The following is an 8,470-nucleotide window of genomic DNA, read 5'->3' as shown; positions in this document are numbered from 1 at the left end:
CGACGTGTAACTCGTTGAGTCAAGGGCGTTCGCACTCGGGTTCTTTGAATGGCCCGACCGCGAACGCCCTTGACCCATAGCACGACACGCCATCGAGCCGGCCAAAGTAAATGCTCGGCATCAAATGGTGTCGCGTCCGTAGCCCAAACATGAACAGTCGGGATATCTCCTGCAGACCTAGAGACATATCGAAGTCGGGGAGTAGGTTTCGAGTGGGTGAACAATCAGGGGCTGGGGCAGGAGAGATACATGGTGCAACCCGCTAACTCATCTGTTTCTCTGGCAATGTCACGGAGGCCCCGAAATGGCCGCGGGCGATGGGCTGCACCTGCTGAATACAACGACGCCCGGGTACTCCCGAAAACCGCTAGCGGTCACCGCACGCTGGCAGCGGCCAGCGTCATGCCGCACCCGGTGAAGCCCGCTGAGCTAGCTCAGGCCCGGGTCTTCGAAAGCCTTCTGCAGGCCGAGTCCGCCGAGTTGCACGAACTCGCACACCGCATGGCGGGCGTCGCGGACCAACAACTCGACACCGGCAGCTCCGCGCCGTCGTGGGACCTGATGCAGATACGCGCGCGCATGAACGAAGTCCAGCGTCTGCTCGAGGCGTTGCTGGGGCGGTTCCCGCATCAGCTCTCCGACTCTGACCGGTAGTCGACGTCAATTTGCCGGTGTCCGAAGCCGAGTGCTATCAATCCTCTTCCAGGATCAGCGCCATCTCCGGACAGGCTGCGACGCCGTCACGCGTCACCTGCGCGTCCTCAGGCCGCACCTCGTGTTCTTCGAGGGTGGAATAGCCGGACTCGTCGATTGGAAAAAGCTCCGGGTCGACCGCGTAGCACTGCGCGTGCCCAACGCATTTCGACTGTTCGACATGAACCTTCATCGGGCTGTCCTCCCTCGATCGGACACGTGCGATTCTAGAAGACCCTAAGCCCGTCGGCCCGTTGCCTGGCACCCGGAAGCTGGGCGACGACGCGGCCGGGGCCGCCGCGGGCCATTTACCATGTGACTGTCGCCCGCTGCGAAGGCGACAGCAAAATCGGATGAACGGACAACGGGAAGAGCGCGTGTATGAGCACCCTTAATGAAAGCTTGTACGGGGGCTTTCACCTACCGCGGCTTGACTACTACAGCTTGCCGATGACCGCCGACCGTGGTGTCGGGTGGAAGCTCCTGCGGGACGCCGGACCGGTGGTGTTCATGAACGGCTACTACTACATCACCCGCCGCGAGGACGTGCTGGCAGCGCTGCGCAATCCCAAGGTCTTTTCATCGCGGTTGGCGCTTCAACCCCCGGGAAGTCCGATACCGGTGATTCCACTGGCGTTCGACCCGCCGGAACACACCCGGTATCGCAAAATCCTGCAACCCCTATTCAGCCCGCACGGTTTGAGTAAGTCGCGACCGGTGCTTGTCCGCCACGCCGCTGACATGATCGGCGCCCTCGCCGACAGAGGCGAGTGTGAGGTGATGAAAGATCTGGCGAGCCTGTATCCCTTCCAGGTGTTCCTCGACCTCTACGGTCTGCCGCTGGAGGACCGTGACCGCCTGATCGCCTGGAAAGACGCCATCATCGCCGACAAACCCTATGTCACCGAGGCCGAACTCGCCGCCCCGGCGCGCGACCTGTACGAGTACCTCATGGACGCGATAAAGCGGCGGCGGGAAAACCCGGGCGCGGACATGTTGTCTCGGGTGATGACCGGTGACGGCAATTTCACTGATCTTGAGCTGCTGGGGATGAGTCACTTATTGATCCTGGCCGGACTGGACACCGTGACCGCGGCGATCGGTTTCTCCCTGCTGGAACTGGCGCGCAGACCCGAACTACGCAGGATGCTGCGCGACAACCCGAAGCAGATCCGGGTTTTCATCGAAGAGATCGTCCGGCTGGAGCCGTCGGCGCCGGTCGCGCCGCGGGTACTCACGGAGAGCGCCGTGGTCGGCGGAATGATCTTGCCCAAAGGCTCTTCGGTGCACTTGTGCATGGCCGCGATCAACCGCGACGGCAGCGACTCGATCTCGACCGACGAGTTGACCATGGATGGCAAGGTGCACCGGCACTGGGGATTCGGCGGCGGACCCCATCGCTGCCTGGGCTCTCATTTGGCGCGTATCGAGCTGACCGTGATCGTCGACGAATGGCTCAAGCGAATCCCCGAATTCGAAATGGTTCCCGGCTATGAACCCGAAATCCGTTTCCCCAGTAAGACTTTCGCTCTCAAGAGTTTGCCGCTGATTTTCGGCTGACCAGGCGGCCAGAGCCGGCGATCAGCGGGTCGGCCTCGTCGTGGCCGGCGCGGGCGGGGCGGTCGACGGCGCGCTTGGCACCTGGACTCGTGACGGGACCTCGGCGACGCGTGCGGCCACGGTCGGGATTTCGATCGTCGCGCCTTGTTGGCTGCATTCGTCGCTATTGACTGTGACGGTCATTGTGCCGCGCAGTGCACCGTCCTTTTGCTCCAGCCGGATCTCCTGCGTGGTGGTTTGTTGGGCTGGCGCTCCATTCGGTCCCAGGCAGGCGAACAGCACCTTGTCCGGTCGCGACTGCCAGGCACCGTCGCGGAAATCCAGCACGATCGGCTTATCGCCACCTGCTGGGCTCAGATTTTGGTGGTCTTTGTCGTCCAGCATGGTCCCGGTGGCAACGCACGCGGTGGGGGTGCACGAAGTGCGGAAAGCCCACCAGGTGCTGACGTTTGGCGGTTGTGGGTCGGGGGTGCTGTCGTAGGTCTGCTGTTCGCGATTGACGTCGACCCGGTAGGACCCGTCGAGCGCTTCTCCCGGACCGGGAAAATTACGGCTGTTGGTAGTCGTTGGAGCAGCGGCTGGAGCGGAGCTTCGGATGGCCTTCAGCGGGCCGGCGGCTTGTTTGGGCCCGGCGTCGTTGTCGCGACCGATCACAATGCCGACGCCGAGCAGCCCGACGCACAGCGCAGCCGCCGCGCTGCCCAGCCCAACAACCCAGGGCCACCGGCGGCGCCGAACCGCCGCCGGTGCGGTCGACCCATCGGCGCCTACCGGCTGTCCGGTGGTGGCGTGATGCTGCGCAAGACGCCGGACGGTTCTCGCCCACGCCGGGAAGACGCCGGACGGCGCCGCATCGCCCATTGCGGGTTGAGCCTCCGGCATGTCGTCGGGATAGTCGACGACGGTGAGGTAGGCCTCGGGACTGCGATCACCCGTCCAGGCCCCGGCGCTGTAGCTCAGCGCGTCCGCGAATGCACGGCAGCTGTGGAATCGATCGTGGGGGTTTTTGGCCAGCGCGGTCGCGAGTATGTCGTCTAGGCGTGCGAGGTCGGGCCGCCGACCATGCAGGCTTGGCGGCGCCGCCGTCAGATGTTGGCCGATCACGGCGACCGGATTCGACTGCTGGAACGGCGGCGCTCCGGTGAGCAGGTGGAACGCCGTGGCGGCAAGCGCATACTGGTCGGCGCGTCCGTCGATGTCCGAGCCCGACAATTGTTCGGGTGCTGCGTAGGCGACCGCTTCACCGGTGAGATCGGCCGGGGCGCCGTTGGGGTCACCGAGCTGCCGGGCCATACCGAAGTCGGTGAGGAGTATTTGTTGTTCACCGTCGGCTGGGCTGGCGAACAGGATGTTTGCGGGTCTCACATTGCGGTGCAGCATGCCCCGGCTGTGCGCGTAATCAAGCGCGTCGGCGACGGCGGTGATGGTGGCCAGCACCTCGCCGGCAGGCATCCCCGTCGGGAACCGGTTAGCGATCAGCTGCGCCGCGCTGGTGCCGTTGACGTAGTCCATCGTGACCCACAGCTGCCCATCGGTCTCACCGCGATACTCGACCTCGAGAATGTGTGGGTGATACAGCGTCGTAGCGATTGGGGTTTCCCGCATGAAGCGGTCGCGGAACTCACGGTCTTCGGTCAGCGTCGCGGACAGCACCTTCAAGGCATTCCAGTGCGGTAACCGGGGATGCTGGGTGAGGTAGACGTCGCCCATCTCACCGCGCCCCAACGATCGCAGGACGCTGTATCCAGCGAAGGTCGCGCCGCTGGTCAACGCCATCCCCAGATCCTAACTGCCCCCTAACGGTTGCTGGCATTTCCAGAACGTTTGGTCACCCAAAGTTCAGTGACCGGTTGGCAAGGCGGCCCGGCGGGTGGCCTGCATAGCCGCGGATAATTTTGCTGGACGCATGTACAACGAGCGTGGTGGTGACCTTATCCGCGGCTAGATTTTTATGCTTTGCACGTCCTGGTTGCTTGCCGCGTTCGGTGACTAGCCGGTGAGTCGCCGTCGGACCCGAGACCGTTGCCGAGCTGAGATCACTAAATTTATGCAGGTCATGAACCCCCGAGGGGTGCTGACCAGCCTTCCCTGCGCGCCCCTTGTTACTCAGCCGTTACTGAAGGTGAACAGTTGTTGCCGACGGGTGAACAGTTGCAAACACCCTGCTCTAGCGGCGGCAGGGAACGGAGTGCCCGTCTATTCTCATCCACGGGCGTATTGCTGAAACGACTCGGGAAGGAAGCTGAATGTCGTTTGTAACCACACAGCCGGAGGCGCTGTCGGCAGCGGCCGGCAGCCTGCAAGGCATCGGCTCGTCGGTGAACTCGCAAAACGCGGCAGCGGCGGCCCCGACGACGGGCGTCGTTCCGGCTGCCGCCGACGAGGTTTCGGCGCTGACCGCGGCCCAGTTCGTCGCACACGCTCAGCTGTATCAGGCGGTGAGTGCCCAGGCGGCGGCCATCCACGAGATGTTCGTGAACACACTGGGCACCAGCGCCGGTTCGTATGCGGCGACCGAGGCCGCCAACGCAGCCGCGGCGCTCTGAACGCCGTCGATGAAGTCCGTCCCACTCTGGTGGCAGCCGGGTAGCGGGAAAGGGGGGATCAGCCGTGTGTCGCAGGTCGGCGGTTACCTCGGGTAACCGGGCCGGCTATCACGCATAACTCCGGGGTCTGCGCACTCCGATCACTACTCAATCAAGGAGACAAGTAAGTGCCTACACGTTTTATGACTGACCCGCACGAGATGCGGTCGATGGCGGGCCGTTTCGATGTGCACGCCCAAACCGTTGAGGACGAGGCCCGCAAGATGTGGGCATCGAGCCAAAACATCGCCGGTGCCAGCTGGAGCGGTACGGCCCAGATGACGTCCTACGACACCATGGGCCAGATGAACCAGGCCTTCCGCAACATCGTCAACATGCTCCACGGTGTGCGCGACGGCTTGATCCGCGATGCCAACAACTACGAAACCCAAGAGCAGGCTTCGCAGCAGATTCTGAGCAGCTAACCCGCTGCAAGCGTAAACTTTTCCAATCAGGAGGGACAGATAAATGTCGATTAGCTACCAGTTCGGTGATGTCGACGCCCATGGTGCGCTCATCCGGGCCCAGGCCGCTTCCTTGGAGGCCGAGCACCAGTCCATCGTGCGCGATGTGCTGGCCGCCGGTGACTTCTGGGGCGGTTCGGGTTCGGTGGCCTGCCAGGAGTTCATCACCCAGTTGGGTCGCAACTTCCAGGTGATCTACGAGCAGGCTAACCAGCACGGGCAGAAGGTGCAGACGGCAGGAAACAACATGTCGTCCACCGACAGCGCTGTTGGCTCTAGCTGGGCTTAAAAGTCACCAACTGGCGCGGCAGCACACCGACCCGGGTGTGCTGCCGCGTCATGCGGTAACCGACCACGCCGAGACACGAGAGTAGTGATGGATCAAACCACCCGGACCGATATCACAGTCAACGTCGAGGGTTTCTGGATGTTGCAGGCGTTGCTGGATATTCGCCACGTCGCGCCCGAATTGCGGTGTCGGCCATTCGTTTCCACTGATTCGATGGACTGGCTGAACGAGCATCCTGGCATGGCGGTCATGCGCGAGCAGGGCATCGTCACGGGCGAGACGGTCAACGACGCGATCGCTGCCCGGATGCGGGTGTTGGCCGCGCCTGATCTCGAGCTCATCGCGCTGCTGTCCCGGGGCAAGCTGCTCTACGGCGTCAAGGAAAAAGAAGAAGGCGGCGAAGACGAACCAGTGGGTTCCCGCGAGATCCCGGACAACGAGTTCCGGGTGCTGCTGGCCCGCCGTGGCCAGCACTGGGTCTCGGCGGTACGGGTGGGCGACGAGATCACCGTCGACGACGTCGCAATCGCCGACACCGCTTCGATCGCGGCGCTGGTCTTCGATGCACTGGAGTCGATCCACCACGCCGATCCCGCGGCGATCAACGCGGTCAACGTGCCGCTGGAGGAAATGCTGGAGATCACGAAGGCTTGGCAGAGCTCCGGTTTCAACGTCTTCTCCGGCGGCGATCTGCGGCGGCTCGGCATCAGTGCGGCGACGGTGGCCGCGCTGGGGCAGGCGCTGTCGGATCCGGCAGCTGAGGCCGCGGTCTACGCCAGGCAATACCAGGACGACGCCAAGGGGCCCAGCGCCTCGGTGCTGTCGCTTAAGGACGGATCGGGCGGGCGTATCGCGATGTACCAGCAAGCGCGTACCGCCGGGTCGAACGAGGCCTGGCTAGCGATCTGCCCAGCCACCCAGCAGTTGGTCCAGGTCGGGATAAAGACGGTTTTGGAAACACTTCCCTACGGCGAGTGGAAAACGCATAGCAGAGTTTAACTAAATGTTACGGAAATACCGCACATGCCAAGGTTTTTCGGTGCAGCATTCACTCATGGAGCGGATGCCGCGAAATTCTCTAGAATCTGCTCAACAATTGGGACGCGACGTCACAATTACAAATAGCGAGGCAAGACACATGGACCCAGAAATCGTCGACAGAGGGGTTGAACAATGACCGCAGTAGCCGAGGCGCCACAGCCTGGAGCAGAGGCAGTCACATCGCCTCAGTCTGTCGTGGTTGGCATCATCGCCGGCGAGGGCGCGCAAATCGGCGTGCTGCTAGACGCCAACGCCCCGGTCTCGGTGATGATCGACCCGTTACTCAAGGTCATCAACGTCCGACTGCGGGAGCTGGGTCTGCCGGCACTGGAAGCCAAACAGCGCGGCAGGTGGGCGTTGTGCTTGGTTGACGGGACCCCGCTACGGGCTGCCCAGTCGCTGAGCGAGCAGGACATCTACGACGGCGACCGGGTGTGGCTGCGCTTCGTCGAAGACACCGAACACCGCTCCCAAGTCATCGAGCACATCTCGACGGCCGTGTCGGTGAACCTCAGCAAGCGGTTCAGCTCAATCAATCCGACGGTGGCCATCCAGGTCGGTGCGGCAATGGTCGCCGCCGGGGTGCTGTTGGGAACGGCGCTGCTGGGCTGGTTCCGCTGGCAGCACGACTCGTGGGTTCCGGCGCCCTACGCCGCGGTCATCGCGGTGCTGGTGATCTCGGTCGCGCTGATGATCTTGTCGCGCGCCAAGACCGACCAGGACCGCCGCGCAGGCGACATCATGCTGTGGAGCGGGCTGGCGCCACTCGCGGTGGCGGCGGCTGCCGCACCCCCCGGCCCGGTCGGGGCGCCGCACGCAGTGATGGGATTCGCGGTCGCCTGTGTCGGCGCAATGCTGGCCATGCGGTTCACCGGCCGTCGGCTGGGCACTGGCACTGCGATCGTTACCGTGTGCGTGGCCGCGACGTTGGCGAGCCTGGCCCGGATGGCCTTCGGCACCGGTGCGGTGACCCTGTTGACCTGCATACTGCTGGCCTGCGTGTTCGGCTATCACGGTGCGCCGGCGCTGTCCCGCTGGTTGTCCGGGATCCGGCTGCCGGTGTTCCCGTCTGCCACCAGCCGCTGGGTGTTCGAGGCGCGGCCTGACCTGCCGACCACCGTGGTGCACCCTGTTGGCGGCGGCCGTCCGACCCTGGAGGGCCCCGCGTCCGTCCAAGACGTTGTGCTGCGGGCCGAGCGGGCCCGGTCGTTCCTGACCGGACTGCTGATCGGCCTGGGTGTGCTGACGATTGTGTCCCTGGCAGGCGTATCCGACCCGCGCACCGGCGACCGGTGGCTACCGCTGCTGCTGGCCGCTGCCACCGCCGGCTTCCTGATGCTGCGTGGTCGCTCCTACGTCGACCGTTTGCAGGCGATCGTTCTGGCCGTGACCTCGGTCCTGATCGTCGCCTCGATCGTCGTGCGGTATTCGCTGGTGTTGTCCTCAACGGCGGCGGTGTCGGCGGGAGTCGCCCTGGTGGTGCTCTTGCCCGCGGCGGGATTGACGGCTGCGGCGGTGGTACCCAACACCATCTACAGCCCGCTGTTCCGCAAGCTCGTGGAATGGGTCGAGTACCTCTGCCTGATGCCGATCTTCCCGCTGGCATTCTGGCTGATGAATGTCTATGCAGCGATTCGTTACCGGTAGTCGTCGGCTGCGGCCGCTCCGTGCGGCCGCAGTAGCTGCCACGACGCTCATCGTTGCCTCTGTAGCGCTGTCCGGGTCGCCGGCCTACGCGATCGATCCTCCGGGGATCGACACGGCGGCGGTACCGCCCGACGGTCCGCCCGGGCCCGCGCAACCGATGAAGCAGAGCGCGTACTGCACCGAGGTTGGGG

The 8,470-nt window shown here is 64.1% G+C and carries 9 protein-coding genes and 1 pseudogene; 7 read left to right on the top strand and 3 right to left on the bottom strand.

From position 1 onward, the window contains the following. Window positions 1-429 precede the first annotated feature (429 nt). Window positions 430-630 (bottom strand): hypothetical protein, encoded by a 201-nt coding sequence (locus tag WAN71_RS26890; RefSeq protein WP_422228242.1) that lies wholly within the window; start codon window positions 628-630, stop codon window positions 430-432. 61 nt (window positions 631-691) lie between these two features. Beyond that, the gene (locus WAN71_RS26885; protein WP_422228241.1) at window positions 692-886 is read right to left on the bottom strand and encodes a ferredoxin; all 195 of its coding nucleotides are present in this window, start codon (window positions 884-886) and stop codon (window positions 692-694) included. A 188-nt stretch (window positions 887-1,074) separates the two neighbouring features. Here WAN71_RS26885 and WAN71_RS26880 point away from each other — a divergent pair, with 188 nt between their 5' ends. Then, the gene (locus WAN71_RS26880) at window positions 1,075-2,253 is read left to right on the top strand and encodes a cytochrome P450 (RefSeq protein ID WP_422228240.1); all 1,179 of its coding nucleotides are present in this window, start codon (window positions 1,075-1,077) and stop codon (window positions 2,251-2,253) included. Between the two features lie 21 nt (window positions 2,254-2,274). Here WAN71_RS26880 and WAN71_RS26875 read toward each other — a convergent pair whose 3' ends face one another. Further along, on the bottom strand, window positions 2,275-4,029 hold the full coding sequence (locus tag WAN71_RS26875) for a serine/threonine-protein kinase (RefSeq protein WP_422228239.1): 1,755 nt from the start codon (window positions 4,027-4,029) through the stop codon (window positions 2,275-2,277). Window positions 4,030-4,499: 470 nt separating this feature from the next. Between WAN71_RS26875 and WAN71_RS26870 the strand changes: the two genes are divergently transcribed. From WAN71_RS26870 to WAN71_RS26845, 6 genes and pseudogenes are all read left to right on the top strand, one after another. Then, entirely contained in the window at window positions 4,500-4,799 is a 300-nt protein-coding gene (locus WAN71_RS26870) for a PE family protein (RefSeq protein ID WP_422228238.1), read from the top strand. A 167-nt stretch (window positions 4,800-4,966) separates the two neighbouring features. Then, the gene (locus tag WAN71_RS26865; protein ID WP_422228237.1) at window positions 4,967-5,263 is read left to right on the top strand and encodes a WXG100 family type VII secretion target; all 297 of its coding nucleotides are present in this window, start codon (window positions 4,967-4,969) and stop codon (window positions 5,261-5,263) included. Window positions 5,264-5,306: 43 nt separating this feature from the next. Continuing rightward, a complete protein-coding gene (locus tag WAN71_RS26860; protein WP_219070429.1) occupies window positions 5,307-5,591 on the top strand; it encodes a WXG100 family type VII secretion target in 285 nt (94 codons plus the stop codon). 87 nt (window positions 5,592-5,678) lie between these two features. Next, complete coding sequence (locus tag WAN71_RS26855; protein WP_422228236.1) at window positions 5,679-6,590, top strand: ESX secretion-associated protein EspG; 912 nt, start codon at window positions 5,679-5,681, stop codon at window positions 6,588-6,590. Between the two features lie 174 nt (window positions 6,591-6,764). Continuing rightward, window positions 6,765-8,279 carry a type VII secretion integral membrane protein EccD gene (eccD, locus tag WAN71_RS26850; protein WP_422228235.1) on the top strand — a complete coding sequence of 505 codons (1,515 nt, stop codon included), beginning with the start codon at window positions 6,765-6,767 and terminating at the stop codon, window positions 8,277-8,279. After that, window positions 8,257-8,470 (top strand): annotated as a pseudogene (locus tag WAN71_RS26845) (peptidase S8); the annotation flags it as partial. The gene eccD and the pseudogene WAN71_RS26845, both read left to right, overlap by 23 nt.

The sequence above is a fragment of the Mycobacterium sp. genome (genome assembly GCF_049280035.1).
Taxonomy (GTDB): Bacteria; Actinomycetota; Actinomycetes; order Mycobacteriales; family Mycobacteriaceae; genus Mycobacterium.
This window is presented reverse-complemented; position numbering and strand designations above follow the sequence as displayed.